The sequence below is a fragment of the Klebsiella sp. D-Nf1 genome (genome assembly GCF_002810515.1).
In the GTDB taxonomy this organism is placed as follows: domain Bacteria; phylum Pseudomonadota; class Gammaproteobacteria; order Enterobacterales; family Enterobacteriaceae; genus Klebsiella; species Klebsiella variicola.
Genome location: NZ_PIOK01000001.1, coordinates 1,707,024 through 1,731,078 on the forward strand (window position 1 = coordinate 1,707,024; position 24,055 = coordinate 1,731,078).

At 60.6% G+C, this 24,055-nt stretch carries 24 protein-coding genes; 7 read left to right on the top strand and 17 right to left on the bottom strand.

What is annotated here, in order from left to right; all coding sequences use genetic code 11:
- The first annotated feature begins 145 nt into the window (after nt 1-145).
- On the top strand, nt 146-475 hold the full coding sequence (locus CWM54_RS08380; protein ID WP_012541317.1) for a gamma-glutamylcyclotransferase family protein: 330 nt from the start codon (nt 146-148) through the stop codon (nt 473-475).
- A 57-nt stretch (nt 476-532) separates the two neighbouring features.
- On the opposite strand, the gene CWM54_RS08385 is transcribed toward CWM54_RS08380, so the two are convergent.
- The 6 genes from CWM54_RS08385 to dgoR all read right to left on the bottom strand — a co-directional run bounded on the left by CWM54_RS08385 (nt 533) and on the right by dgoR (nt 6,195).
- Nucleotides 533-1,480: a 2-hydroxyacid dehydrogenase gene (locus tag CWM54_RS08385; RefSeq protein ID WP_100696723.1), complete on the bottom strand. Its 948-nt coding sequence runs from the start codon at nt 1,478-1,480 to the stop codon at nt 533-535.
- The gene (locus CWM54_RS08390; RefSeq protein ID WP_038421434.1) at nt 1,477-2,790 is read right to left on the bottom strand and encodes an MFS transporter; all 1,314 of its coding nucleotides are present in this window, start codon (nt 2,788-2,790) and stop codon (nt 1,477-1,479) included. Before CWM54_RS08390 ends, CWM54_RS08385 begins: the two co-directional genes overlap by 4 nt.
- Before the next feature lie 94 nt (nt 2,791-2,884).
- On the bottom strand, nt 2,885-4,033 hold the full coding sequence (gene dgoD, locus CWM54_RS08395; protein ID WP_100696724.1) for a galactonate dehydratase: 1,149 nt from the start codon (nt 4,031-4,033) through the stop codon (nt 2,885-2,887).
- Complete coding sequence (locus CWM54_RS08400) at nt 4,030-4,647, bottom strand: 2-dehydro-3-deoxy-6-phosphogalactonate aldolase (RefSeq protein WP_100681136.1); 618 nt, start codon at nt 4,645-4,647, stop codon at nt 4,030-4,032. Before CWM54_RS08400 ends, dgoD begins: the two co-directional genes overlap by 4 nt.
- Complete coding sequence (locus CWM54_RS08405) at nt 4,592-5,509, bottom strand: 2-dehydro-3-deoxygalactonokinase (RefSeq protein WP_100681137.1); 918 nt, start codon at nt 5,507-5,509, stop codon at nt 4,592-4,594. The genes CWM54_RS08400 and CWM54_RS08405 overlap by 56 nt, the downstream gene beginning before the upstream one ends.
- On the bottom strand, nt 5,506-6,195 hold the full coding sequence (gene dgoR, locus CWM54_RS08410; protein WP_012541311.1) for a D-galactonate utilization transcriptional regulator DgoR: 690 nt from the start codon (nt 6,193-6,195) through the stop codon (nt 5,506-5,508). Before dgoR ends, CWM54_RS08405 begins: the two co-directional genes overlap by 4 nt.
- 368 nt (nt 6,196-6,563) lie before the next feature.
- Between dgoR and CWM54_RS08415 the strand changes: the two genes are divergently transcribed.
- Nucleotides 6,564-7,103 (top strand): DUF2058 domain-containing protein, encoded by a 540-nt coding sequence (locus CWM54_RS08415; RefSeq protein WP_100630701.1) that lies wholly within the window; start codon nt 6,564-6,566, stop codon nt 7,101-7,103.
- 25 nt (nt 7,104-7,128) lie between these two features.
- Here the strand turns inward: CWM54_RS08415 and CWM54_RS08420 are convergent, their stop codons facing one another.
- Nucleotides 7,129-7,827: an RluA family pseudouridine synthase gene (locus tag CWM54_RS08420; RefSeq protein ID WP_100630702.1), complete on the bottom strand. Its 699-nt coding sequence runs from the start codon at nt 7,825-7,827 to the stop codon at nt 7,129-7,131.
- Nucleotides 7,828-8,017: 190 nt separating this feature from the next.
- Here CWM54_RS08420 and CWM54_RS08425 point away from each other — a divergent pair, with 190 nt between their 5' ends.
- The gene (locus tag CWM54_RS08425) at nt 8,018-8,500 is read left to right on the top strand and encodes a cold-shock protein (RefSeq protein WP_061154172.1); all 483 of its coding nucleotides are present in this window, start codon (nt 8,018-8,020) and stop codon (nt 8,498-8,500) included.
- A gap of 112 nt (nt 8,501-8,612) precedes the next feature.
- Entirely contained in the window at nt 8,613-9,512 is a 900-nt protein-coding gene (locus tag CWM54_RS08430; RefSeq protein WP_008804348.1) for a LysR family transcriptional regulator, read from the top strand.
- Here CWM54_RS08430 and CWM54_RS08435 read toward each other — a convergent pair.
- The 3 genes from CWM54_RS08435 to CWM54_RS08445 form a co-directional block, all read right to left on the bottom strand.
- The gene (locus tag CWM54_RS08435; protein ID WP_165785903.1) at nt 9,487-10,296 is read right to left on the bottom strand and encodes a substrate-binding domain-containing protein; all 810 of its coding nucleotides are present in this window, start codon (nt 10,294-10,296) and stop codon (nt 9,487-9,489) included. The genes CWM54_RS08430 and CWM54_RS08435 overlap by 26 nt on opposite strands.
- Before the next feature lie 11 nt (nt 10,297-10,307).
- The gene (locus CWM54_RS08440) at nt 10,308-11,603 is read right to left on the bottom strand and encodes an MFS transporter (protein WP_100696932.1); all 1,296 of its coding nucleotides are present in this window, start codon (nt 11,601-11,603) and stop codon (nt 10,308-10,310) included.
- A gap of 305 nt (nt 11,604-11,908) precedes the next feature.
- Nucleotides 11,909-12,841 carry a LysR family transcriptional regulator gene (locus CWM54_RS08445; RefSeq protein ID WP_100696728.1) on the bottom strand — a complete coding sequence of 311 codons (933 nt, stop codon included), beginning with the start codon at nt 12,839-12,841 and terminating at the stop codon, nt 11,909-11,911.
- A gap of 98 nt (nt 12,842-12,939) precedes the next feature.
- Here CWM54_RS08445 and CWM54_RS08450 point away from each other — a divergent pair, with 98 nt between their 5' ends.
- Nucleotides 12,940-13,416 carry a GNAT family N-acetyltransferase gene (locus CWM54_RS08450; RefSeq protein WP_008804344.1) on the top strand — a complete coding sequence of 159 codons (477 nt, stop codon included), beginning with the start codon at nt 12,940-12,942 and terminating at the stop codon, nt 13,414-13,416.
- A 49-nt stretch (nt 13,417-13,465) separates the two neighbouring features.
- Here the strand turns inward: CWM54_RS08450 and pckA are convergent, their stop codons facing one another.
- Entirely contained in the window at nt 13,466-15,109 is a 1,644-nt protein-coding gene (gene pckA, locus CWM54_RS08455) for a phosphoenolpyruvate carboxykinase (ATP) (protein ID WP_100696730.1), read from the bottom strand.
- 283 nt (nt 15,110-15,392) lie between these two features.
- Here pckA and CWM54_RS08460 point away from each other — a divergent pair, with 283 nt between their 5' ends.
- Nucleotides 15,393-16,286 (top strand): LysR substrate-binding domain-containing protein, encoded by an 894-nt coding sequence (locus CWM54_RS08460; RefSeq protein ID WP_008804342.1) that lies wholly within the window; start codon nt 15,393-15,395, stop codon nt 16,284-16,286.
- A gap of 5 nt (nt 16,287-16,291) precedes the next feature.
- Here CWM54_RS08460 and CWM54_RS08465 read toward each other — a convergent pair whose 3' ends face one another.
- From CWM54_RS08465 to CWM54_RS08485, 5 genes are all read right to left on the bottom strand, one after another.
- Nucleotides 16,292-17,011 carry an ABC transporter ATP-binding protein gene (locus tag CWM54_RS08465; RefSeq protein WP_023290181.1) on the bottom strand — a complete coding sequence of 240 codons (720 nt, stop codon included), beginning with the start codon at nt 17,009-17,011 and terminating at the stop codon, nt 16,292-16,294.
- Entirely contained in the window at nt 17,008-17,883 is an 876-nt protein-coding gene (locus tag CWM54_RS08470) for an ABC transporter ATP-binding protein (protein WP_004148803.1), read from the bottom strand. The genes CWM54_RS08465 and CWM54_RS08470 overlap by 4 nt, the downstream gene beginning before the upstream one ends.
- Nucleotides 17,880-19,166 carry a high-affinity branched-chain amino acid ABC transporter permease LivM gene (gene livM, locus CWM54_RS08475; protein WP_061154165.1) on the bottom strand — a complete coding sequence of 429 codons (1,287 nt, stop codon included), beginning with the start codon at nt 19,164-19,166 and terminating at the stop codon, nt 17,880-17,882. The genes CWM54_RS08470 and livM overlap by 4 nt, the downstream gene beginning before the upstream one ends.
- Before the next feature lie 9 nt (nt 19,167-19,175).
- The gene (locus CWM54_RS08480; RefSeq protein WP_004175489.1) at nt 19,176-20,090 is read right to left on the bottom strand and encodes an ABC transporter permease subunit; all 915 of its coding nucleotides are present in this window, start codon (nt 20,088-20,090) and stop codon (nt 19,176-19,178) included.
- 109 nt (nt 20,091-20,199) lie between these two features.
- A complete protein-coding gene (locus tag CWM54_RS08485; RefSeq protein WP_165785915.1) occupies nt 20,200-21,258 on the bottom strand; it encodes a branched-chain amino acid ABC transporter substrate-binding protein in 1,059 nt (352 codons plus the stop codon).
- Between the two features lie 289 nt (nt 21,259-21,547).
- Here CWM54_RS08485 and CWM54_RS28505 point away from each other — a divergent pair, with 289 nt between their 5' ends.
- Nucleotides 21,548-21,694, top strand: a complete 147-nt coding sequence (locus CWM54_RS28505; protein ID WP_032431965.1) for a hypothetical protein — start codon at nt 21,548-21,550, stop codon at nt 21,692-21,694.
- 51 nt (nt 21,695-21,745) lie between these two features.
- On the opposite strand, the gene pflB is transcribed toward CWM54_RS28505, so the two are convergent.
- Entirely contained in the window at nt 21,746-24,040 is a 2,295-nt protein-coding gene (gene pflB / locus CWM54_RS08490; protein WP_100696933.1) for a formate C-acetyltransferase, read from the bottom strand.
- Between the last annotated feature and the right edge of the window lie 15 nt (nt 24,041-24,055).

Sequence of the window (24,055 nt, forward strand, 5' to 3'; positions counted from 1 at the left end):
GCCGAGGCCAAAGCCTCCCCCGGCATCAGAGAGATGCCCGGAGGGTTGCCCCGCCCCACCCGGCCATTGCCAGGCGCTGAATTACCCCGTATTTTGGTTTTCCGCTCCGCTGTGGGCGGGTATCAGGGCGAACGAGAGAGAGAAAATGAAACCGCTATTTGTCTATGGGACGCTCTGTCCCGGTCGCAGCAATGCGCACATTCTGGAGGCGATCGGGGGCGAGTGGCGTCCCGGCTACGTCACCGGCACCTTTTACGCGCGCGGCTGGGGCGCAGCCGCCGATTTTCCGGGGATCGTCCTCGACGCTCACGGCCCGCGGGTCAACGGCTATCTGTTCCTGTCCGATCGGCTGGCGGCGCACTGGCCCATGCTGGACGACTTTGAGGAGGGGTACGATCGGGTGCCGGTGGAGGTGACCACCGACGATGGACAGCAGGTCAGCGCCTGGATTTATCAGCTTCAGCCCCGGGAGTAATCCCCGCCGCGAACACGCTGTACAATACAGCAGCCCAGCGCGTTCACGGCGTTGCGGTCAGTCCGCCAGGCTTTCCGCCACTGGAGTCACCAGCGCCTTCTTCTCAGCCCAGCAGGCAACGTTATCGAGCACCAGTTGCGCCATCGCCGCGCGGGTGCTCCAGGTGGCGCTGGCCATATGCGGTGTGACGACCACATTACTGCGCTGCAGCAGCCCGGCCGGTACCGCCGGTTCATGGCTGAAGACATCCAGCCCCGCCCCGGCGATAATCCCGCTCTCCAGCGCGGCAACCAGCGCGGGCTCATCAATCACGCTGCCGCGCGAGATATTGATGAGGATCCCTTTCTCCCCCAGCGCCGCCAGCACCGGCTGGTTAATGAGCCCCTGGTTTGCCGCCGTTCCCGGCGTGCAGATAACCAGAAAATCACTCTCCGCGGCCAGGGTCAGCAGATCTTCCCGCCAGGCATAATTTAGCGCCGGGAGACGCTTGCGGTCATGATAAGCAATCTGCATGGCGAACCCCTCGCAGCGCCGGGCGATGGCCTGGCCGATGCGCCCCATGCCCACGATGCCGACCCGCGAACCGGAGACTTTTTGCGTCCACGGAAAACCGCCCGCCGCCCACTCGCCCGCTTCGATAAACTTGTGGGCGGCGACGATCTGCCGCGAGGTCGCCAGCATCAGGCCCAGCGCCAGATCCGCCACATCGTCGGTTAACACCCCCGGCGTATGGCTGACCCGCACCTGGTGCTCAGCGGCCGCCTGCACATCCACGCCGTCATAGCCGACGCCAAAGACGGCGATCAGCTCCAGCGCGGGCAGGCTGGCGATCAGCGCTCGCGTCACGGTGGCTTCGCCGTTGGTGATGAGCATGGTAAAGGTGCCGGCCAGCGCGCGAAAGTCGGCATCGGTGAGTGCTGTCAGCTCCACGAGGTGATAGCGTCGCGCCAGTTCCGCGGTCAGGGCATCCGGGAGCGAAGCCTGTTTTAACACGTTCAGTTTCATAGCTTATCTTCTTTCAGAGTGTGGAAGGCGGAGGGTTTCTGGCCGCTCCGGGAGACGATGATGCCGATAACTCCGCCGAGGGCCAGCGCCACGGCGACGATCAGCAGTCCGGAGTGATAGCTGTTGGTCAGGTCCTTAATCTTCCCGAGCAGCGGCGGCAGGCCTAAGCCGACAAAATTGGCGATGGTGTTGATAAATGCAATGGAGGCCGCGGCCGCCACGCCCGCCAGCTTCTCGGTGGTCACCGCCCAGAACACCGGCGTTAGCGCGAAATTGAAGCCCACGGTGAGCACCAGCAGCAGATAGGCAACCAGCAGGTTGCCGGCATAGATGGCGACAGCCAGCGAGAGACCGGCCAGAATCAGCGGTAGCCCCATATGCCACGCCCGCTCGCCGGTCAGATCCGAATGACGGCCATTGAGGTACATAAACAGGCAGGCGAAAATAAACGGCACCGCGGACAGCAGACTAATGACCACATCGCTCTGCTCGCTGACCATACTTTTGAGGATCAGCGGTAAGAAAAGCGTGATGCCGATGGAGCCGAACGCCTGCAGAAACCAGACCAGACTCAGCAGGAGTACCACTTTATTTTTCAGCGCACTGAACCAGGAGGCGTGTTGATTGACTACCGCGCCGCGGTTATCAGCGGCAATCTGCGCCGTCAGCCAGCCTTTCTCCGCCTCAGAGAGCCATGCCGCCTTTTGCGGGCTGGAAGGCAGCAGCCAGAGCACCAGCGCCCCCAGCACGATGGCGGGAACGCCTTCAATGGCGAACAGCCAGCGCCAGCCGGCAACATCGGCGATGCCATGCATATTTAAAATCAGCCCCGAGACGGGCAGCCCGATGATCGACGCCAGCACCGATCCCATATAAAAGAACGACATCGCCCGCGCCCGGTTGCGCTTCGGAAACCAGCAGGAGATATAGTAAATAATCCCTGGGGTGAATCCCGCCTCCGCCATGCCGAGTAAAAAACGCATAATATAGAGCTGGGTCGGCGTCTGGACGAACGCCATGCCGGCGCTCACCATTCCCCAGGTGATCATTATTCTGGCGATCCAGATCCGCGCCCCCACCCGGGTCATGATCAGGTTGCTGGGAATTTCGAAAATAATATAGGAAATATAAAACATGCCGACCCCAAGGCCGTACATGCTGGCCGTTAATCCCAGATCGGCGTTCATTTGCAGCGCGGCAATGGAAATATTGGTTTTATCAAGATTCGCGACAAAATAGCAGATAATAATAAAGGGGATGATTTTGCTGTTTAGCTTTTTTAATGTAGAAGTACAGAGTTCAATGCTCATAATAATAACCCCATGACTTTGCCTCGGGCAGGGGAAGACCGCCCGCACCAGGCAAAGATTGATATTAAGAATCGCAGCAGGTATTAACCGGGGACTACCACTCGGCGACCACGCCATCGGCAAGGCGCCAGACGGGGTTCCGCCAGTCAGGAGCGCGTCGGCTCATCTCGATCACTTTCTCTTCGTCGATGTCGACCCCCAGCCCCGGCTTCATTAATGGTTTAAAGTACCCCCCCTCCATATTGAAATCGGCTTTGTTTTTCACGAAGTCGAGTAACTCGGCGCCCTGGTTATAGTGGATCCCCATGCTCTGCTCCTGGAAGACAGCGTTGTAGGAAACAAAGTCCACGTGCAGACAGGCGGCCAGCGCGATGGGGCCTAACGGGCAGTGCGGAGCTAGCGACACATCCGCCGCTTCCGCCATACCGGCGATTTTGAAGCATTCGGTGATGCCGCCAGCGTGAGAGAGATCGGGCTGCAAAATAGCCAGGCCGCCGGCCTCCAGCACCCGCTTGAACTCAAAGCGCGAGAACATGCGCTCGCCGGCGGCCAGCGGGATCGCGGTTTGCGCCGCCAGCCGCGGGTAGTACTCCGCCTGCTCGGCCAGCACCGGCTCTTCGATAAACAGCGGCCGATAGGGTTCCAGCTCTTTAATCAGCAATTTCGCCATCGGCGCGCTGACGCGGCCATGGAAATCGAGGCCAAATTCGATGTCGTTGCCAAATGCTTCGCGGATCTGCGCCACCGTGTTCACCGCCGCATCCACCGTGCGCGAACTGTCAATCATCCCCATTTCCTGACAGCCGTTGAGCTTGAAGGTATCAAACCCCATCCCGCGCAGCGTCTTAATTCCGGCAATGACCTCGGCAGGCCTGTCTCCTCCCACCCAGCTGTAGGCTTTGATTTTATCGCGCACCAGGCCACCCAGCAGCTGCCAGACCGGCGTATTTAACGCCTTCCCTTTGATGTCCCACAGCGCCTGGTCAATACCGGCGATCGCGCTCATCAGGATCGGCCCGCCGCGATAAAAGCCGGCGCGGTACATGACCTGCCACAGATCGTTGATCCGTGCCGGATCCTGGCCAATCAGATAGTCCCCCAGCTCATGTACCGCCGCCTCCACGGTGCGCGCCCGGCCTTCGACGATCGGCTCGCCCCAGCCGACTATCCCCTCGTCGGTTTCAATCTTGAGGAACATCCAGCGCGGGGGTAAACGCCAGGTGGTCAGTTTGGTTATTTTCATTTCACAACCTCTTGATACGCCCTAACAAATGCGGCGGCCTGCTCTGCGGTCCGCGCTACCGGCTGACCGGCGCGATAGAGATCGCTGCCCAGCCCCGCGCCCGCACAACCGGCCTCGATCCATTGCGCCAGGTTTTCCGGCGTGACGCCGCCGACGGCAAATACCGGCACCGACGCGGGCAAAACCGCTTTCAGCGCCCTGATGTAGTCGGGGCCAAACGCCGAAGAGGGAAAAATCTTCAGCGCCTGCGCCCCGGCCTCCAGCGCGGTAAACGCCTCGCTTGCCGTCGCGCAGCCGGCGCAGACGGTCATCCCGTGCCCGACGGCCCGGCGGATCACCGCCGGCTGCACATTGGGGGTCACCACCAGCCGCGCCCCCAGTTGCGCCAGCCGATCGACCTGCGCTTCCTGCAGCACCGTTCCGGCGCCAATCAGCGCCTGCGCGCCGTAGGCCTCGACCACGGCCGGGATGCTCTGCTGCCATTGCGGTGAATTGAGCGGGATCTCCACGGTGTCGAACCCGGCGGCGATCGCCGCGCCGACGTGCGCCAGCGCCTCGTCAGGGGTGATGCCGCGCAGAATAGCGATCAGCGGAAGTGAGGTTTGCCACTGCATGTGCGATGCTCCTTATACCAGCCAGAAAGGCATCGTCGCCCGACACTGTCGTCACCTGGCGCCCCAGCAGCTGAAAAGCCTGCTGATAGCGCGCGGTGAGGGACGGGCCGGCAACGATCGCGATAGCCTGTTCGTCGGCAATGAAGGCGCGCATGCTGGCCACCTCGGCGCCAATTAACAGGCCGGATAGATACTCGCTCACCTGCTCCCGGGCCAGCGCCCCCAACAGGTGCGCGGCGCGGGTCTCAAAAAGCTGTGGCAACACCGCGGGTGCGGCCAGGCCGCGCGCCAGCCCGGCGTGAAACGCCGCCGGCGCAGCCTGCTGCTCGGGTAATCCCGCACCGATCAGGGAGTGCGTCAGCAGCAGATGGTGCAGTTCGCCGGTCATCACCGTGCGAAAGTCTTCAATCCGCCGGCCGTCGGTTTTGACCCATTTGCAATGGGTGCCGGGCATGACATACACCGCCGCAGGGGCCAGCAGGCGTGCGCCGAGGAGCTGTGTCTCTTCGCCGCGCATGACGTTGTGGTGGTCTTCGCGGGAAGTGCAAAGCCCGGGGACAATCCAGATCCCTTCATCTACGGCGGTCAACTGGTCGCCAATGGCCGTAAAATCGGCGGGAAGCGGTAAATAGGGCGCGTTCTTCCAGCCCACGTTGCTGCCTACCATTCCCGCCATGACCACTGGGGTATGCCCCTCCCGCCAGCCATGGATTTGTGTCGCTAACACCGCTGCCGGCGATTGACCGTTCAGGCGGGCGATCCCCACCGCCGACTGCCGACTGTCGAGGCAGCGTTCGCCCTCAAACAGCCAGGCGCGAAAATTGGTCGATCCCCAGTCAACAGCGATGTAGCGAGATGTCATGTGATTTCCTTCAGTCTTCGTGTCGAGCTGGCGATCATGGTGAGCGCCGCCTGCTCTGCCGCGTTGCTGTCCTGATGGCGAATCGCATCGAACAGCGCCTTATGTTCCTGGAGCGTTTGCGGCATGTTGGCCTCATCCCCCATCCAGGTCCGTTCAAATATCGCGCGCTGCAGCGAGCTAATCGCCACGCTGAGCTGCTGCAGCACCGGGTTATGCACTGACGCCAGCACCGCTTCGTGATAGCGAATGTCGGCTTCATTAAAGGCATCGCGCTGCTGGTTGTTGGCGATCATGTCATTCAGCGCCGCCTCAATCTGCGCCAGATCGCTGGAGGTGGCCCGCTCTGCCGCCCAGCGGGCGATCGCCGGCTCCACCAGATTACGCACTTCGCTCATCGCCGCGATGAGCCCCGGGTCTTCATCCTGTTCCAGCGCCCATTGCAATACGTCGCTGTCGAGGAAATTCCACTGGCTGCGCGGCGCGACGAAGGCGCCGCGATAGCGTTTCATCTCAATCAAGCGCTTCGCCTCCAGCGAGCGAAAGACTTCGCGGATGATGTTGCGGGAGGTGGCAAACTCCTCGCACAGCTCAGCCTCCGCCGGCAGCGCCGCGCCGGGAAGATATTTGCCGCTCACAATCTGGCGGCCCAGGGTCACCATCAGCCGATCGGTTTTAGTCAGGTTCATAGCGTGTCCTTAACGGGGTTATGCCCGGTTACTTTACTCCGTTCAGCGCATTTCCACCCAGTCTGGTAGTACAAACGTGAACCTGTTCATCCTTGCCTGTGACACATAGTAGTACTATTAATAAAAATTGTACTACAATCAAGATCACAAAAAAGACAACTCATAACGAAAAAGGATCGTCGGCTTGCCAAAAATGGTGGTGAAGATCCTTCGCCGGGGACGGGAAAGATGGGCCTGCGAGGCTGGGTTAACGCGGCTTCGGCGGGGGGCTGTCAGGCTAATCGGGGTAACGAACGGTTGGTAGTCTGGCGTCGTTTCGGCCAATGCAGGTATACTTGGCAGATGTTTCCTCAGTTTCAGACACGCAGATGACAAAACTCACCTTACAAGAGCAGATGCTCAAAGCCGGCCTGGTCAGCAGCAAAAAAATGGCTAAAGTCCAGAGAACGGCGAAAAAATCCCGCGTTCAGGCCCGTGAGGCCCGGGAAGCGGTGGAAGAAAATAAAAAAGCTCAGCTTGAGCGCGATAAGCAGCTCAGCGAGCAGCAAAAGCAGGCAGCCCTGGCGAAAGAGTATAAAGCCCAGGTGAAGCAGCTGATTGAGATGAACCGCATTACGGTCGCCCGGGGCGATATCGGCTTTAACTTTACCGATAATAATCTGATCAAAAAAATCATGGTCGACAAGCTCACCCAGACCCAGCTGATTAACGGCCGCCTGGCGATTGCCCGCCTGGCGGTGGATAACAAGCCCGAAGGTGAATACGCGATTATTCCGGCGGTGGTGGCTGAGAAAATTGCCCAGCGCGACGCCAGCAGCATCGTGTTGCACAGCGCCCTGAGTCAGGATGAACAGGATGAAGACGATCCGTATGCCGACTTTAAGGTGCCCGACGATCTGATGTGGTAACCCGGGGCTTTCCCGCCGCGGGCAATCAAAACGGGCTCGCCTGCTGGATATGCATCGGCTCATGGCTGACGGGGTGGACAAAGCGGAGTTCGCTGGCGTGCAGCATCAGCCGCGGAGCCTGTTCCGTGCCAGGCAGCTCCCGGCCGCCGTACAGATCGCAGCCAAGGATCGGATAGCCCAGCAGCTGGCAGTGGATGCGCAGCTGATGGGTGCGCCCGGTCTCCGGGGTGAGCGCCACCCGCGTCAACGCCAGCGCCCTCTCTCCTTCCCGTGACTGATACAGGCGGTCGATGACCCGATAGCGCGAACGCGCCGGTTTGCCGTGCCGGGCGCACAATGACATGCGCGGGAAACGGGCCGGATCTTTGGCGATCGCCGCCTCCACTATCCCCTCGTCTTCCACCAGATGGCCACACAGCAGCGCCGTATAGACCTTGTCCACCGTGCGCTGGCTGAACTGTTGGCACAGCAAGGCGTTAATGCCCTTGTTGCGGGCGATGACCATCAGGCCGGAAGTGCCGAAGTCCAGGCGGTGCACCAGGGTGCAACCCGGAAAGCGCTGAACCAGCCGGTGATGCACGGAGTCGAGGTTGCGTGGATCTTTACCCGACAGGCTCAGCAGCCCGGCCGGTTTATTGATCAGCAGCAGGTGTTCATCCTGATACAAGAGGGTGATCTGTTCGCGGCACGGCGGCGCGACAAAGGTATCGATAATGGTGGACATCAGGCGGCCCGAAGAAGGAGTGGCTGGCGATAGTACCCCATTTTGGCCGCCGGCACGACGCTGGCGCACAATCCGCCCTCGCGGCGGCGCCATTTATCACCCACACTTATCGCAAAGGCATGGCCTGCACAGGCAATGTGCTTTACACTGCGCGCTGCAAAATTTGTGTTAACCAACGAGTAATACGGTAATGGCGATGAACGGAACAATCACAACGTGGTTTAAAGATAAAGGTTTTGGATTTATCAAAGATGAAAACGGCGAAAATCGTTATTTTCACGTGATTAAGGTCGCCAATCCTGATCTTATCAAGAAAGACGCGGCGGTGACTTTCGAACCTACCACCAACAATAAAGGGCTGTCGGCCTACGCGGTGAAGGTCATTCCGGAGAGCAAATATATCTATATCGCCGGCGAGCGGCTGAAGCTGACCTCCATCAAATCCTATGTGGTGTACCGGGAAGAAGAGCCGGTCGAGACCCGCGTCGATAAAGAAAACGCCGTGCTGTCGGTCGGGCTGCTGATGAACAGCATCCGGCCAAAATCCGCGGTGCAGTCGGGGGAGATGCGCTCGGTGAAAAAGCTGGCGATCACCACCTTTCAGGGGACAACTCTGATCTTCTCGGAAGACGAAATCGATATCGATGCCACGGTAAAACTGCTTAAGGTGTAAGCCCCGGCGCGCGGTTTCCCGCGCGCCCGAAGACCTGCCCGATATGCGACCCGCCATCGCCCCTCGCCGGACGGGGCGATGGCGCCAGACAGCCGATAAGGATGCCGCCGCCATGCCCGTAAATTTTGACTTCAACGATCTCTACGCCTTTCGCGCCCTGATGGAATATGGCAGTTTTCGGCTGGCGGCCGAATCCATCTGCCTGTCGCAGTCGGCCCTTAGCCGACGCATCGAAAAGCTGGAGACGGCGCTGGGCAACCGGCTGTTCGAGCGTACCACCCGGCGGGTGACCCTCACGCTGTATGGGCAAAATTTTGCCGAACGTTCGGAGCAGCTGCTGGCCCATGTCGAGACGGTGCTGGCGGATATCAGCCAGGTCAGCAAGGCGCGCACCGGGCTGGTGACGGTGGCGACGGTGCCCTCCGCCGCCTACTACTTTATGCCGGAAATCATTCGCAGCTTTCAGGCGCGTTATCCCCAGGTGCGCATCCGGTTGATTGACAGCAGCGTCGGCAATGTGATCGAGGCCGTCAGCAGCGGACAGGCTGACTTTGGCCTCTGTTTTGCCAAAAACCTGCCAGCCAGTCTCGAATTCACCCCACTGGCCGACGACCGCTATGTGGCCGCCTGTCGGTACGATCATCCGCTGGCGCGCAAGACGCACCTTAGCTGGCAGGCGTATTTTGAACAGGATTATATTGGCCTGGATCGGGTCTCGGGCAACCGGACGCTACTCGACCGGGAGCTGGCGCATCTAACGCCGGCGCGGCCAAGTATCTGCGAAACCCGCCACGTCACCACGATGCTGGGGATGGTGGAAGCGGGCATCGGCATTGCCGCCGTGCCCGCGATGTCAATGCCCGCCGGGGAGCATTCCGTTCTCCGCGCTGTGCCGCTCACTGACCCGGTGGTCACGCGCACGGTAGGCCTGATCCGTCTCAGCGGCCGTATTCAGTCCTACGTGGCGGCAGAGCTGGAGAAGCTGATTATTGAACAGTATCCTTCTGGCTGACCGGCGCGGCGGCGGCCGCGCTTCGCATGCCGGTGGCGTGGATGGTCTCCTGCGCCGCCGGTGAGGCCAGATACGTCAGCAGCGCCTTGCCTTCCTGCGGGTGGTCGGCGCTGATGGTCACCGCCCCGGCAAAGCGGGTGATGTACTGCAGGTTATCCGGCAGTTCACCAACGAAGGTCACGCCGGGTACCGGCAGCAGCTCGCTCACCTGCTGAAAACCGATCGCATACCGTCCCTTCGCCACTTCCGAGGCCACCGGAATGCGCTCCACCATCTGCGCTTTGCTCTGCATCGCGTCATCAATGCCCAGGGTGTGGAACAGCGTCGAGCTGACATAGCGTCCGCTGGCGCTGTCGGAGTACGCGACCGACGGCGCCGCCAGCAGCGTCGCCCGCAGCTGGTCTGCGCTATGGATAGCCGGCAGCGGCGCCCCTGCCTTCACCACCACGCCGATCGGCGAGTCGGCCAGCTCCCGGCGCGAATCCGGTTGCGTACGGCCCGCTTTCTCGAGGCTGGTCAGCGCGTCCCCGACCATAATCACCACGTCCGCGTGTTCGCCCCGCGCCAGGCGGTTAGGGATCGCCTGCGGCGTTTTCCCCATCGACGGGCCGGGGATCACCACGAGGTGGTTGCCGGTTTGTTTTTCCCACGCCGGAGCCAGCTTTTCCAGCGCCGCTTTGAAGCCGCCGGAGATCATCACGGTGACCTCAGCGGACAGCGCGCTGCCGCCGGTGGCGGCCAGCAGCAGCGTGGCCAGCAGGGTTCCTGTCGTTTTACGCATCATCTTCTCCCTGATTAACGTGCTGTCTGCAGCGCAACGGCGCTACGGCGATAGAGGTAGCAGGTGGCCAGCAGGCCGCAGACCGCGGCAAAGCTCATCCAGTAGCCGGGAGATGCTTTATCACCGGTATACTCGATCAGCGCCGTGGAAATCACCGGCGTGAAGCCGCCAAATACCGCGGTCGCCAGGCTGTAGGCCAGCGAGAAACCTGCCACGCGCACTTCGGCGGGCATAATTTCGGTCAGCGCCGGGATCATTGCCCCGTTGTACATGCCGTAGATAAACGACAGCCACAGCAGCACGCTCAGCATCATCAAAAAGCTCGGCGCGTTCGCCAGCATGGTCAGTGCAGGCCAGGCGGTAGCCAGCGACAGCAGGGTCATGGCAATCAGCACCGGTCGGCGGCCAAAGCGGTCAGACAGCGCCCCGCCCACCGGCAGCCAGAAGAAGTTGGAAATCGCCACCAGCAGCGTAACCAGCAGGCTGTCAGAGGCGCTGAGCATCAGCACCTTTTTACCAAAGGTCGGCGCATAGACGGTGATCAGGTAGAACGCGGTGGTGGTCATCGCCACCATCATCATCCCGGCGATAACCACCTGCCAGTTCGCCAGCAGCGTGGCGAACACCTGGCGCATCGCCAGATGATGGCGGCGGGCCGTAAACTCCTGGGTCTCCTCCAGCTTACGGCGCAGGACAAAAATGAACGGTACGATCAGGCAGCCGAAGACGAACGGAATGCGCCAGCCCCAGTCGCTGATGGCGCTCTGCTCCAGCACCGCGTTGAGGGCAAAGCCCATCGCGGCCGCCACCATAATGGCAACCTGCTGACTACCCGACTGCCAGCTGGTGTAAAAGCCTTTGCGGCCCGGCGTGGCGATCTCGGCCAGATAGACCGACACCCCGCCCAGCTCAGCGCCAGCGGAAAAGCCCTGCAGCAGACGGCCGATCAGCACCAGCAGCGGCGCCCACAGGCCAATGGTCTGGTAAGAGGGGATCAGCACGATCAGGAAGGTGCCGGTGGCCATGATCGACAGGGTGACGATCAGTCCCTTGCGCCGCCCCACCTTGTCGATGTAGGCGCCAAGAACGATGGCGCCGATGGGGCGCATCAAAAAGCCAGCGCCAAAGACCGCGAAGGTCATCATCAGCGAGGCGAATTCACTGCTCGCCGGAAAAAAGGTATGTGCGATGTAGGTGGCATAAAACCCGAACAGGAAAAAGTCGAACTGTTCGAGAAAGTTACCGGACGTGACGCGCAGGATGGCGCCGATCCGGTCACGGGTACTCATCAGTGAGGTTGTTGAATGCATGCAGGTCTCCAGTTTGTTATCCACGCGTTGTCGCGCGCCTGTTGCTGAAGACTGAAACAGAACCGGGAACGAAATAAGCGTAATAAACGCATCCATTAATGCATTTTACGCATGAATAACATTTAACTAATTAACATTACTTTTACATACAATCATTTAACACATGCCGTGCTAACCACGCCGCGGGTGACGGCGAAAAAGTCAGTTTTCCGTTTTGTGACCGAGGCCAGGGTACGTCGCCGTGGGTTGACGGCATAAAAACCCTGGCCTGGGGTGAGGATACACGCTGCCGGCCGCAAAGCGCGTCAGGAAGCGGACGCGGCAGACTCCCCCACCAGCGTCTGCAACAGAGCGATCAGCCAGCGGGTAGCCTCGCGTTTCCCGCTGCGTTGGTGGGCGTAAATCTTGACGTCAAACGGCGGAACCGGAAACGGCAGCGGGAAAATGGTCAGCCGGGCGGCGCGGGCCATCGTCTCCGCCGCTCGCCGGGGCAGCGCCATCAACAGGTCGCTCTGCTCAATAATAAAGGGCGCGCTCAGCATCGAGGGGGTTTTCATCGCCACCTGCCGGGAATACCCCTGCCGTTCCAGTTCGCAATCCAGCACCCCCTGCTGTTCATTCCACGGGGTCACCACCAGATGTCGGGCCGCAAGGTAGGCGTCGAGGGTCAGCGCCGTCCGGTCGGCCTGGCTGATGACCACATATTCGTCCCGCAGCCAGTTAATCTCCTCGAGATCGGGATGGGCTGGCTGGTCGGGGGTATTGAACCCGAGGGCAAGATCGACCTCGCCCGCCAGCAGCTCGGTCAGCGCCGGGCTGTGGGGCAGATAACGGAGTTCAAAACGCAGCCCGGGCGCCTCGCGCTGCAGGTGGTGCATCAGCGTCGGAAAGACGCAGAACGCGGTGAAATCGGTGATCGCAATCTGCATGCAGTCGGTGCTGGCGGCCGGCACAAACGCCGCCGGCGGCGTCAGCTCCTGGTTGAGAAACTTCAGCGCCGAAGCAATCGAGGGCGCCAGCTGGCTGGCATAGACGCTGGGGCACATCCGGTGGCCTTCGCGGTAGAACAGCGGATCGTTGAGGGCGCTGCGCAGCCGGGAAAGCGCATGGCTCAGCGCCGAGGTGCTCATTGCCAGCTCTTCCGCCGCCAGGCGCACCGAGCGGGAGCGATAGACCGCGTCAAAGACTGGCAGCAGGTTGAGGTCAATCCGGCGCAGGACAGGATGCATAATATTCATCGTTTGCTGATTTCATTGCACTTAATTCTTTTCACAATACCGCTTATCCTCAGGGTCAGCAATTTTGCTCTCTTTTGACTATTGATACAGGACGCCCCATGAGCATCACGATCCGCCAGGCCACCCCGGACGACGCCACCGCTATTTACGACATGATTTATGAACTCGCGGTCTACGAGAAAGCCCCTGAAGAGGTGGTGACGACGGCAGAGGAGATCAGAGAGACGCTGTTTGCCAGCGGCAGCAAAACCGAAGCGCTGATCTGCGAGGTGGCGGGTAAAGCGGTGGGCTACGCGGTGTTCTTCACCAGCTACTCCACCTGGCTTGGACGCAATGGTATCTATATGGAGGATCTGTACGTCACCCCCGACTATCGCGGGATCGGCGCCGGAAAAGCGCTGCTGAAAACCATCGCGCAATATGCTGTACAGCGTCAGTGCGGGCGTCTGGAGTGGAGCGTGCTCGACTGGAACCAGCCGGCGATTGATTTCTATCTGAGCATTGGCGCGCAGCCGCAGGATGAGTGGGTGCGTTATCGCCTCACGGGCGATGCGCTGCGGGCCTTTGCGGAGTAAAGCGGCTCGCCAGCAGGTCGGCGCCAGGCGTCGACCTGCTGGCCGCGGATCAGGCTTCGACCGCGCTATTCTGCAGCTGCGGACCGGCCAGCGCCAGACGCGCGCCCGCTTCGGTATCGCTGTACTGCTTAAAGTTATCCATAAACAGCTGAGCCAGGCTCTCGGCCTTCTCCTGCCACTTATCCGCTGAGCTCCAGCCATTACGCGGATCCAGCACCGCGCTGTCTACCCCTGGAATGCTCTGCGGGATCGCAAGACCGAACACCGGGATGGCCTCCTCGCGCAGCGGGCCGGTAGTGCCGTTGAGGATCGCGCTAATGATGCTGCGGGTATCGCGCAGCGACAGGCGTTTGCCCTCGCCGTTCCAGCCGGTATTGACCAGCCAGGCTTCGGCACCGGATTCCGCCATCTTCGCCGCCAGTACGCTGGCGTACTGGGTCGGGTGAAGCAGCAGGAACGCCGCGCCGTAGCAGGCGGAGAAGGTCGGCGTCGGCTGGGTAATGCCGCGCTCGGTGCCCGCCAGCTTTGAGGTGAAACCCGACAGGAAATGGTACTGCATCTGCTCGGTGGTCAGACGGGAGACCGGCGGCAGGACGCCAAACGCGTCGGCGGCCAGGAAAATCACCTTCGACGGATGGCCCGCGCGGGACACCGGCTTGACGATGTTGTCGATATGCGACAGCGGATAGGAGACGCGGGTGTTTTCGGTTTTGCTGCCGTCGGCATAATCCACGCTGCCGTCAGCGCGCACCACCACGTTTTCCAGCAGCGCATTGCGGCGGATGGCGCCATAAATCTCCGGCTCCGCCTGCGGGTCGAGATTGATGGTCTTGGCGTAGCAGCCGCCTTCAAAGTTAAACACGCCGTCATCGTCCCAGCCGTGCTCGTCATCGCCAATCAGCTGACGATGCGGATCGGTCGACAGGGTGGTTTTGCCGGTACCGGAGAGGCCGAAGAACAGCGCCACGTCCCCTGCTTCGCCACGGTTGGCCGAGCAGTGCATCGACGCGATGCCTTTCTGCGGCAGCAGGTAGTTCATAACCGAGAACAGCCCTTTCTTCATTTCGCCGCCGTACCAGGTGCCGCCGATGAGCTGAATACGCTCGCTGAGATTAAAGGCGACGAAGTTCTCGGAGTTCATCCCCTGCGCCTGCCAGTTGGCATTGGTGCAGCCCGCGCCGTTGAGCACCACGAAGTCTGGCGTAAAGCTGGCCAGCTCGTCGGCGCTCGGCACGATAAACATGTTTTTGACAAAGTGGGCCTGCCACGCCACCTCGGTGACGAAGCGTACGCCAAGACGGGTGTCCGGGCTGGCGCCACACCAGGCGTCGATGACATACAGTTTTTTACCGCTCAGCTGGCCCGCGACCAGGTTTTTCAGGCTGCTCCACACTTCTGGCGATAACGGCTTATTGTCATTGCGGCCGAGGCCGGAGTCTGCCCACCAGACGGTGTCGCGAGTCTGTTCGTCGCGGACGATGTATTTATCGCGCGGTGAACGGCCGGTGAAGATCCCGGTATCAACAGCCACAGCGCCAGAGTCGGTCATCACGCCGCGGGCCGCGCCGGTCAGCTCAGGAGCGGTTTCATGTGCAATAAGCAAATCGTAATCAGGGTTGTAAAAGAATTCGCCGCTTGCATTAATCCCCAGCTCCTGCAGAGCCATTTTAACTGATTCAATTTGTTGTGACATGGAACTCCTGACAAACTATTTAAGGTAAGAGGCCTGGGTTATTCATTGCTTTCGTCATCGTCGCCAGCGATTTAATAAGATAAGTCCTGGACAATAAAATAAAGCAATAAATAACCGTGAGTCGCGATTTCATATCGTGCTCATGTAGGGTCGCCGATATGCATTCATAAATCTCAACTTTCCAAAAAATGTTAACACCTGTCGATAATTATGTTAATTGCATAGTTTCTATGCGCTATGCTAAAATTGCATAGCCTTTATTACGTTTTTGAGGACTGGATCGGTGTTGGCAAATCTGGAAGTAAAATGGCTGTATGATGTGATTGCCCTCGAGGAGTCGCGCAGCTTTACCCTGGCGGCCAAAGCCCGCAACATCTCTCAGTCCTCGTTCAGCCGTCGCATCCAGTCGCTGGAGGCCTCCCTCGGATTCAGCATCTTTGATCGTAGCGCCAACCCCCTGCAATTGACCAACCGCGGGAAAATTTTTGTCGGCTATGCGCGAAATATGCTCGATGACATGGATTTTCAGATCAGTCGTATTAAGGGGTTAAATAACACGACCCAGAAAATAAGAATCGACGCGGCCCCTTCGCTGTCGGTGTTATTGCTGCCGGAAATCATCGCCGGTTACACCGACCGTAAAAATAAGACTTTTCATGTTGAATCGATTAACGTCAACGACGCCGTATTTAATCTGAAAGAGGGAAAAAGCGATTTTATCCTCTCCTTCTATAATGAAGAATTAATGAACTATCCGTTTATTAATCATAAAATTTTTGATTCTTACCTGCACCTGGTCTCCCCCTGCGACGAACATGGCCGCCCGCTGTTTCATTTACATCGCGGCGTGCTGCCGCTGATGAAATACGCCAACGACAGCTATATGGGGCGCCAGGTCAACCAGGTCATCGACCGTACGCCGGAGATCACCTTCTCCCTCACCTTCGTCTCTTCCATGAGTGAGCTGCTCAAGCGCATGATCCTCAATGGCGACGGCGTGGGCTGGCTGCCGCAATACTCTATTCAGCGCGAGCTGGACGAAGGCCGACTGACGATCCTCGATGACCGCCTGTCGCTGCCGATCGGCGCCTGGCTCTACCGCTCCGGCTCGCGGCTTAACCAGGCCGCCGAACGTTTCTGGCAGCACATTAAAACCCGTAACGAACCGCGGGAATAACCCCCTCAGCCGCTGATCCCCAGATATGCCTTACGCACCTCCGGGTCGTTGAGCAGCGCCTGGCCGCTGCCGCTCAGGCGGATCTGACCGTTCACCATCACATAGGCGCGGTCCGACAGGTTAAGGGCATGGCGCGCATTCTGCTCCACCAGAAACAGCGTCATCCCCTGGGCCGTCAGCTCGCGCAGGATCTGAAAAATCTGCTTCACCACCAGCGGCGCCAGCCCCAGGCTCGGCTCATCCAGCAGCAGCAGGCGCGGTCGGCTCATCAGCGCCCGGGCGATGGCCAGCATCTGCTGCTCGCCGCCGGAGAGGGTCATCGCCCGCTGTCCCCGCCGCTCTTCCAGCCGGGGGAACAGCTGGTACATCCGCGCCTTGTCTTCGGCCTGATAGCGGTTGCCGATGGCAATGGTCCCCATTAGCAGGTTCTCCTCGACAGTCATATCGGGAAAGATGCGCCGCCCTTCCGGGGCCTGGGCGATGCCGTTGCTGGCGATAAAGTGAGTCGATTTCCGGCTGATCGCCTCCCCGCGATAGAAAATCTCCCCGCCGGCAATGCGCGGCTGGCCGAAGACCGACATCAGCAGTGTTGATTTACCGGCGCCGTTGGCGCCGATCAGCGCCACCGTCTCCCCCTCGTTGACGGTGAGGGAGACCTGCTTCAGAGCCTGGATCGGCCCGTAGAAGACATCCACCTCATCAAAGGCAAGCAATGGCTGGCTCATCGGCGCGTCTCCTCTTCCTCAGCGCCAAGATAGGCGGCAATCACGCTGGCGTTGGCCTGGATCGCCTGCGGCGCGCCGCGGGCGATGACGTCCCCGTGATCGAGGACGATGATATGATCCGAAATCTCCATCACCATCCCCATATCATGTTCGATCAGTAGCACCGTGATGCCGTGCTGCTGGCGCAGAAAGCGAATAATCCGGCTCAGCGCCTGGGTTTCCACTGGGTTGAGACCGGCGGCCGGCTCATCCAGACAGATCATCTCCGGGCGGGTACACATGGCGCGGGCGATCTCCAGCCGTCGCTGCTGTCCGTAGGAGAGGGTCCCCGCCAGACGGTTGGCGCAGTCCACCATCTCCACCACCTCCAGCCAGTAAAAAGCGCGATCCAGCGCCTGACTCTCCGCCTGCCGATACCCGCGGGTATTGAGGATCCCGGCCAGCAGATGGCGGTTAACCTGGGTATGCTGGGCCACCAGCAGGTTCTCAATCACCGACATCTCGCGAAATAAACGTATATTCTGAAAGGTGCGCGCCAGGCCAGCGCGGTTCACCAGATGGGTGCCACCGAACATCTTGTAATAGATCCGCCTCCCCAGCTGCGCCGGGTGGAGAAAATCGTCCGGGTGAAGCTTCTGCCCCAGCACCTGAATGACATCGGTGACCTTTTCCCGCGCCCGCAGCACGATGCTCCCCCCCGTCGCCCGGTAAAAACCGGTCAGACAGTTAAACACTGTGGTCTTGCCCGCGCCGTTGGGGCCGATCAGGGCGGTGATCGACCCCCGCTCCACCTCCAGATTGACATCATTCAGCGCTTTGATGCCGCCGAAATGCATCATCAGATGCTCAACGCGTAAGATGCTGTCGGTCATGGCGCGACTCCTTTTCGCAACGCGACCCCGCTGCGGCTGGTGCGCACCAGGCCGCGCGGCCGCCAGATCATCATCACCACCATCAGCACGCCGAACAGCAGCACCCGATATTCGTCAAAACCGCGCAGCAACTCCGGAGTGACCGTCAGCACAAACGCCGCCAGCACCACCCCGAGGGTGGAGCCCATTCCCCCCAGCACCACAATCGCCAGGATCAGCGCCGACTCAAAAAAGGTGAACGACGTCGGGTTAACAAATCCCTGATAGCTGGCGAAGAACACCCCCGCGATGCCGGCGGTCGACGCGCCGAGCATAAACGCCGAGAGCTTCACCAGCACGTGGTTGAGCCCCATTGCCCGGCAGGCGATCTCATCCTCGCGCAGCGCTTCCCAGGCGCGACCGATGGGCATCCGCGTCAGACGATGTTTCACCAGCAGCACCAGCATCACCACCAGGCACAGCACGGCGTAGAGGAAGATAAATTTCAGGTTGGGGTTATAGCTGACGTGGAAAAACTCATGGATGGGGATGCCGCCATCTTTCGCCCGGCGGGTAAATTCGAGGCCAAACAGCGTGGGGGACGGCACCGGTACGCCGTTGGGCCCCCCGGTGAAGCTCACCCAGTTGTTAAGCACCAGGCGGATAATTTCGCCAAAGCCGAGGGTGACGATAGCCAGGTAGTCGCCATGCATGCGCAGCACCGGAAAGCCCAGCAACGCCCCGGCGAGGGCCGCCATCACCGCCCCCAGCGGCAGCATCGCCCAGAAGCCGAGGCCCAGGTACTGGTAGCCCAGCGCCAGGCCGTAGGCGCCGATGGCGTAGAACGCCACGTACCCCAGATCGAGCAGGCCCGCGAGGCCCACCACAATATTCAGCCCCAGGCCAAGCAGAACGTAGATCAGGCCGAGGATCGCCACGGTCAGCAGATATTTGCTGGCGAGAAGCGGAAAGGCGATGGCCAGGACCACCAGCAGCGGCATTATCCAGCGCAGCCGCGAGCGGTAGCCCGGCGGCCGGACGTACACCCCGTCATCCGCCCCCTCAAAGCGGGCAATAAAGGCTTTTCCCCGACGACTCTGCAGCAGCAGGCTGAGCGCCAGCCTGCCGGCCATCACCACCGCCACCAGGATCGCCACCCGCGCGGGCGCGAGGGTAAAACCATACCCTTTGAGCACCACGCCGACGATCGGGCCAAAGACAATTAACGCGCATAGACCGGCCAGCACGCTGTCGATCAGCGCGCTTTTGATATCCCGCGCAGGCTGGCGCGTAAATTCACCCATAAAGCCTCCTTAGACCTTGGCCACCAGCGGACGTCCCAGCAACCCCTGCGGGCGAAAAATCAGGATCGCCACCAGCAGCGCAAAGGAAAAGACATCTTTGTAATCCGAATTCACCAGCCCGGCGAACTGGGCTTCGGCCACCCCGAGCAGCAGTCCGCCCAGCATCGCGCCAGGCAGCGAGCCGATCCCGCCCAGCACCGCGGCGGTGAAGGCTTTGATGCCGATAATAAATCCGATATAGAAGTCGAAGGTGCCGTAGTTCATGGTCACCAGCACGCCGGCCAGACCGGCCATCGCCGCGCCGATGACAAACACCAGGGAGATCACCCGGTCGGTATTGATGCCGAGGATCGCCGCCATGCGCCGGTCCTGCTGGGTAGCGCGACAGATGCGCCCCAGCCGGGTGTACTGGATAATCCAGGTCAGGATCAGCATCCCCACCAGCGCCGCGACGAGAATAAACACTTTGGTCCAGGTGATCTGCACCACCCCATCGCCCACCGTCATGCGCAGCGCGCCGCTGAGCAACGTCGGGATCCCCTGCTGGTTCGGCCCCTGGCTCAGCTGGACATAGTTCTGCAGGATCAGCGACATCCCGATAGCCGAGATCAGCGGTGCCAGCCGCGTCGAGTTGCGCAGCGGCCGGTAGGCGATGCGCTCGATAGCCCAGCCATATACGCCAGTGACCACGATGGTGAACACCAGGGTGGCGAAAATCAGCAGCGGAAAGGAGTGGATCCCGAAGAAAGAGAGCAGCGCCAGGCCGATGGCGCACAGATAGGCGGAGACCATATACACCTCGCCGTGGGCGAAGTTGATCATGCCGATGATCCCATACACCATGGTGTAGCCGATGGCGATTAAGCCGTACACTGCGCCCAGCGTCAGCCCATTGATCAGTTGTTGCAGAAAAAACGCCGTCATAGCCCCTCCAGCCGCCAGGCAGACGGCCGCCGGGTTCCGTTCCCGGTCGACCGCCGCCGTGTGACGATTCGCAAGTCAAAAGGACAGAGTGTCCTCAGGTCGTGGCCGATCAGAGCTGATGATATTTGCCCTTGTCGTCCCACTGATAGACCACGTAGTCGGACACCTTGAGGTCGCCTTTGCCATCCCAGGCTTTCTTGCCCATCACCGTATCGACGTCGTGGCTCTTCAGCCAGTCGCTGGCTTTGGCGTTATCGGTACCCACGGCGTTCCAGGCCGCGGCAATGGCCTGAATGGAGGCGTAGGCGTAGAGGGTATAGCCTTCTGGTTCAAAGCCGCCGGCGCGGAACTTCTCGATCACCGCTTTGCCTTCCGGGAGGGTGCGCGGGTCCTGACCAAAGGTCATCAGCACGCCGTTGGTGAACTGCGGCCCGCCGGCGGCCGTCACCAGCTCCTCGGTGACGATACAGTCGCCGGAGAAGAATTTAGCCTGCACCCCCTGCTCGCGCATCTGACGCACCAGCGGGCCCGCCTCAGGGTGACAGCCGCCAAAGTAGACCACGTCCGGCTTGAGGGCGCCGATCTTGGTCACCAGGGCATTAAAGTCTTTTTCACCGCGGGAGAGGCCTTCGTACAACACTTCTTTGGTGCCCCGCTTCGCCAGCGCCGCGCGGGTGGCATCGGCCAGCCCCTGACCATAGGTGTCTTTATCGTGGATGACGGCAATTTTCTTCGCCTTCAGCACATCCAGCATATAGTTGGCGGCAATCGCCCCCTGCTGATCGTCACGACCACACATGCGGAAAAGGTCCTTCATGCCGCGCTCGGTGATCTGCGGGTTGGTCGAGCCGGGGGTAATGGTCAGGATCCCGGCTTCGTCATATACCTCGGAGGCCGGCATCGTTGAGGAAGAGCAAAAGTGCCCCACCACGGCAGAGACTTTCGCTTCATCCACCAGCCGGTTGGCCACCGCCACCGCCTGCTTCGGTTCGCACGCGTCATCCCCCTGCACCAGCACAATCTTTTCGCCTTTGATGCCACCGGCGGCATTGATATCGGCCACCGCCTGCGAGGCCCCCTTCCAGTACTGGGCGCCGTAGGTGGCGTTGGGTCCGGTAAAAGGCCCGGCGACGCCGATCTTCACGTCTGCCTGGGCGTAAAAGGCCATGCTCATACAACCTGCTATCACAACATGAAGCGTCATTGTTTTCAGTTTCAAAGACATTCGGATATTCCTCAGCGATGTAAAGCCTGGCGTCATGGAATGACGCAGAAAATATCACTTACCGTGTGGTGCCGACGTTGGCGCAGCGCCAGGACGGCCAGGGTGGAAGAAGCAAAAATCCCGCCAGGTAGAAATGGCGCGCCGGAGAGCGGACGCCCCGGTCAGTGCGCACGCGACGGCAACCCGTACCGCATCCGGCAAGGGCGCATTCCCTTTCAGGTCAGGAGATCGGTTGCCATCACGTGGCGAGCCGGACAACGCGGTATCCGTACCGACCCGTGAGCTAAACATAGATGCAGTTAGCGGTCGCTGCGCGCCAGCGTGGTGCAAAAATGCGAATATGATCAACAGTGGTGATTATTTTGTTGCGGTAATGTGAAGATGATAACAGGAGAGCCCGTTAAAGGCTCTCCTGTGGCCTGGCGGCCGCTCAGAGTTGGCTGGTGAACGTTCGGGAGATCACATCCTGCTGCTGCTCGCGGGTCAGCGCGTTAAAGCGGACCGCATAGCCGGAGACGCGGATCGTCAGATTCGGATACTGCTCCGGGTGTTCTATCGCATCGAGCAGCTTTTCCCGGTTCAGCACATTGACGTTGAGATGCTGTCCCCCCTCCACCGTCTCCTCGTGGTGGAAGTAGCCGTCCAACAGTCCCACCAGGTTGTTTTCCTGCGCCGACGGGGCTTTGCCGAGGGCCGCCGGCACGATGGAGAAGGTATACGAAATGCCATCTTTGGCATAGGTAAACGGCAGTTTCGCCACCGAGGTCAGCGACGCCACCGCCCCTTTCCGGTCGCGGCCATGCATCGGATTGGCCCCCGGGGCGAACGGCGTCCCCGCCCGACGTCCGTCCGGCGTATTGCCGGTTTTCTGTCCGTATACCACGTTGGAGGTGATGGTCAGGATCGACTGGGTCGGCACCGCCTGACGCCAGGTGGGGAGCGCCTGAATTTTGCGCATAAAGCGCTCCACCAGGTCGCAGGCGATGGCATCGACCCGATCGTCGTTGTTGCCGTACTGCGGATAGTCGCCTTCAATGACAAAGTCCACCGCCAGCCCGTGGTGATCGCGCACCGGCTTCACCCGGGCGTACTTTATCGCCGACAGCGAATCCGCCGCCACCGACAGGCCGGCGATGCCGCAGGCCATCGTGCGGTAGACGTCGCGGTCGTGCAGGGCCATCAGCGCCGTCTCGTAGCTGTACTTATCATGCATACAATGGATGATGTTCAGTGCGCTGATGTACTGCACCGCCAGCCAGTCCATAAAGTGGTCGAGGCTGGCCATCACGGTGTCATAGTCCAGCACCTCATCACGCAGAGGGTCGGTTTTCGGCCCCACCTGGATCTTCAGTTTCTCATCCACCCCGCCGTTAATCGCGTAGAGCAGCGTTTTGGCGAGATTGGCGCGGGCGCCGAAGAACTGCATCTGCTTGCCGATCACCATCGGGCTGACGCAGCAGGCGATGGCGTAGTCGTCGCTGTGAAAATCGCTGCGCATCAGATCGTCGTTCTCATACTGCAGCGACGAGGTGGCGATAGAGACCCGGGCGGCATATTTTTTAAACGCCACCGGCAGCGCTTGCGACCAGAGCACGGTCAGGTTCGGCTCCGGCGCCGGCCCCATGGTGTGCAGGGTATGCAGGTAACGGAAGGTGGTTTTACTGACCAGGGTGCGGCCATCCAGCCCCATACCGCCCAGCACCTCCGTCGCCCAGATGGGATCCCCGGAGAACAGCGTGTCAAATTCCGGGGTGCGCAGGAAACGTACCATGCGGATCTTCATGATGAAGTGGTCAATGAGCTCCTGGGCCTGCTGTTCATTGAGCCGACCCGCCCGCAAATCGCGTTCGATATAGATGTCGAGGAAGGTGGCCGTGCGCCCCAGCGACATGGCGCCGCCGTTCTGCGACTTCACCGCCGCCAGGTAGGCGAAGTACAGCCACTGCACCGCCTCCCGGGCAGTACGCGCCGGGTGGGCGATATCGCAGCCGTAGCGGGCCGCCATCTCCTGCATCTGCTGCAGCGCACGCCGCTGTTCGGCCAGCTCTTCGCGCAGGCGCAGGGTAGCCTCCAGCGCCTCGCCGCGCTCAAGGGCTGGCTGCAGGTCGGCAAACTGCAGCTCACGTTCGCGAACCAGATAGCGGATGCCGTACAGCGCCACGCGACGGTAATCGCCGATGATCCGTCCGCGGCCATAGCCGTCCGGTAGCCCGGTGAGCACCCCCGACTTGCGACAGCGCAGCATATCCGGGGAATAGACGTCAAATACCCCCTGATTGTGGGTCTTGCGCAGCGCCGTAAACTGATACTCAAAGTCGGGATCCATTTCGCGGCCATAGGCCTCGAAGGCGCTTTTGATCATATTGATGCCGCCAAAAGGATGCAGGGCGCGCTTCAGCGGCTGGTCCGTTTGCAGGCCGACGATCTTTTCCAGCGGCTGGTTGATATAGCCCGCCGCGTGGGCGGTGATGGAGGTGGCCACATTGGTGTCGAAATCCACCGGCGCATGGGTGGCGTTCTCGACGCGGATCCCGGCCATCACCTGCTCCCAGAGGGCGGTGGTCGCTGGCGTCGCGTCGGCGAGGAAAGACTCATCGCCCTCGTAAGGGGTGTAGTTATGCTGAATAAAATCGCGGACGTCGATCTGCGTTTGCCACGCCGTACCGCGAAAGCCCTGCCAGGCCTCGGCGTATCGTACATCCTGGGTATCGATATCTACTTTCATGAACATCGTCTCTCT

Excerpts from the sequence above, each read along its gene's own strand:
- CWM54_RS08380 (WP_012541317.1), top strand. The coding sequence starts at position 146 with ATGAAACCGCTATTTGTCTATGGGACGCTCTGTCCCGGTCGCAGCAAT.
- CWM54_RS08385 (WP_100696723.1), bottom strand. The coding sequence starts at position 1,480 with ATGAAACTGAACGTGTTAAAACAGGCTTCGCTCCCGGATGCCCTGACC.
- CWM54_RS08390 (WP_038421434.1), bottom strand. The coding sequence starts at position 2,790 with ATGAGCATTGAACTCTGTACTTCTACATTAAAAAAGCTAAACAGCAAA.
- dgoD (WP_100696724.1), bottom strand. The coding sequence starts at position 4,033 with ATGAAAATAACCAAACTGACCACCTGGCGTTTACCCCCGCGCTGGATG.
- CWM54_RS08400 (WP_100681136.1), bottom strand. The coding sequence starts at position 4,647 with ATGCAGTGGCAAACCTCACTTCCGCTGATCGCTATTCTGCGCGGCATC.
- CWM54_RS08405 (WP_100681137.1), bottom strand. The coding sequence starts at position 5,509 with ATGACATCTCGCTACATCGCTGTTGACTGGGGATCGACCAATTTTCGC.
- dgoR (WP_012541311.1), bottom strand. The coding sequence starts at position 6,195 with ATGAACCTGACTAAAACCGATCGGCTGATGGTGACCCTGGGCCGCCAG.
- CWM54_RS08415 (WP_100630701.1), top strand. The coding sequence starts at position 6,564 with ATGACAAAACTCACCTTACAAGAGCAGATGCTCAAAGCCGGCCTGGTC.
- CWM54_RS08420 (WP_100630702.1), bottom strand. The coding sequence starts at position 7,827 with ATGTCCACCATTATCGATACCTTTGTCGCGCCGCCGTGCCGCGAACAG.
- CWM54_RS08425 (WP_061154172.1), top strand. The coding sequence starts at position 8,018 with ATGGCGATGAACGGAACAATCACAACGTGGTTTAAAGATAAAGGTTTT.
- CWM54_RS08430 (WP_008804348.1), top strand. The coding sequence starts at position 8,613 with ATGCCCGTAAATTTTGACTTCAACGATCTCTACGCCTTTCGCGCCCTG.
- CWM54_RS08435 (WP_165785903.1), bottom strand. The coding sequence starts at position 10,296 with ATGATGCGTAAAACGACAGGAACCCTGCTGGCCACGCTGCTGCTGGCC.
- CWM54_RS08440 (WP_100696932.1), bottom strand. The coding sequence starts at position 11,603 with ATGCATTCAACAACCTCACTGATGAGTACCCGTGACCGGATCGGCGCC.
- CWM54_RS08445 (WP_100696728.1), bottom strand. The coding sequence starts at position 12,841 with ATGAATATTATGCATCCTGTCCTGCGCCGGATTGACCTCAACCTGCTG.
- CWM54_RS08450 (WP_008804344.1), top strand. The coding sequence starts at position 12,940 with ATGAGCATCACGATCCGCCAGGCCACCCCGGACGACGCCACCGCTATT.
- pckA (WP_100696730.1), bottom strand. The coding sequence starts at position 15,109 with ATGTCACAACAAATTGAATCAGTTAAAATGGCTCTGCAGGAGCTGGGG.
- CWM54_RS08465 (WP_023290181.1), bottom strand. The coding sequence starts at position 17,011 with ATGAGCCAGCCATTGCTTGCCTTTGATGAGGTGGATGTCTTCTACGGG.
- CWM54_RS08470 (WP_004148803.1), bottom strand. The coding sequence starts at position 17,883 with ATGACCGACAGCATCTTACGCGTTGAGCATCTGATGATGCATTTCGGC.
- livM (WP_061154165.1), bottom strand. The coding sequence starts at position 19,166 with ATGGGTGAATTTACGCGCCAGCCTGCGCGGGATATCAAAAGCGCGCTG.
- CWM54_RS08480 (WP_004175489.1), bottom strand. The coding sequence starts at position 20,090 with ATGACGGCGTTTTTTCTGCAACAACTGATCAATGGGCTGACGCTGGGC.
- CWM54_RS08485 (WP_165785915.1), bottom strand. The coding sequence starts at position 21,258 with ATGGCCTTTTACGCCCAGGCAGACGTGAAGATCGGCGTCGCCGGGCCT.
- pflB (WP_100696933.1), bottom strand. The coding sequence starts at position 24,040 with ATGAAAGTAGATATCGATACCCAGGATGTACGATACGCCGAGGCCTGG.